At 52.2% G+C, this 1,179-nt stretch carries 1 protein-coding gene; it reads left to right on the top strand.

All coding sequences use genetic code 11. The features are described from left to right. Nucleotides 1-1,144: MmgE/PrpD family protein (locus IQR33_RS10675; RefSeq protein ID WP_193843692.1), on the top strand; the 1,144-nt coding region annotated here is incomplete at its 5' end. Between the last annotated feature and the right edge of the window lie 35 nt (nucleotides 1,145-1,179).

Below are 1,179 nucleotides of genomic sequence, written 5' to 3'. Positions count from 1 at the left end.
CAGTGGTTGTGGGGCGACTCTATATGGCGGCATGTTGATTGACAGCATGGACGCGCACGACGGCCAAGTCCTGACGAAAGGCCATGTTGGCGTCGCTGTTTTGCCGGGGCTGCTCGCCAGTATGCATGAGTCAGCGATCACGGGAGAAGAGTTATTAACGTCCCTCATCATTGGCTACGAAATTGCAACTCGCGCCGGAATCGCGCTGCATCAAACCGCTTGTGACTATCATACTTCTGGTGCTTGGAATGCGTTGGGCGTCGCTGCGGTGTCTGCAAGAAGAAAAGACTTAACGGATGCACAAACAGAGCATGCGCTCGGCATTGCCGAGTTCTATGGCCCGCGCAGTCAAATGATGCGTTGTATTGAACATCCAACCATGCTCAAAGACGGCTCTGGCTGGGGAGCGATGGCGGGCTTTGCCAGTGCAGAGCTGGCAGAAGAGGGCTTTACTGGCGCGCCAGCCGTGACTCTGCTGGACCAACAAACTCACGCTTTGTGGGCAGATTTAGGGCAGCGCTGGTATATCCTGGAGCAATACTTTAAACCGTATCCGGTTTGTCGTTGGGCTCAACCCGCGGTTGAAGCGGTGAGAGCGCTGCAACAAGAAAATAAACTAGAACCTGATGAGATTGAACTTATCGAAGTTCACAGCTTTCACCAGGCGGTGTGCCTGCATACCAAGCGCCCTGAGACAACCGAGCAGGCTCAGTACAGTTTGCCATTTTCAGTCGCGAGTGCGGTTATAGATAATACGGTCACGGTAGAAGCCGTCACCAAAGGACTGAACGATCCTGCTCGCTTGGCACTTACGGAACGGATGAAGTTAATTGAAGAGCCTGCATACAATGATAAGTTTCCAGCCGAACGTTGGGCGCATGTCGTGGTGACGTTGAAAAATGGCGACAAACTGACTTCGCCTCCCTGTATTGCGCGAGGTAATCCTGAAAATCCGCTCAGTCGAGGCGAGATGCGAGGTAAGTTTCGTACTTTGGCAGAGAAAGAACTGCCCGCTTCGCGCGTGTCAGCGATAGAAGAGGGCTGTTTGCAACTTGATAAAGCCAGTAAAGAGCAGGTACTTGCTTGGCTATCATTGCTTTACCAAGGCACGTTGTCCGATAAGCCGTCTGACACATCACGATGAGATCGAAGAGATCGAACTCCTTTCTCTTACTCAAT

Origin of the sequence: Vibrio sp. OPT46 (assembly GCF_015163535.1) — a bacterium.
Classification (GTDB): Bacteria; Pseudomonadota; Gammaproteobacteria; order Enterobacterales; family Vibrionaceae; genus Vibrio; species Vibrio alginolyticus.
Note: the sequence above shows the minus strand (reverse complement) of the source record. Positions and strands in the feature narration are given on the sequence as shown.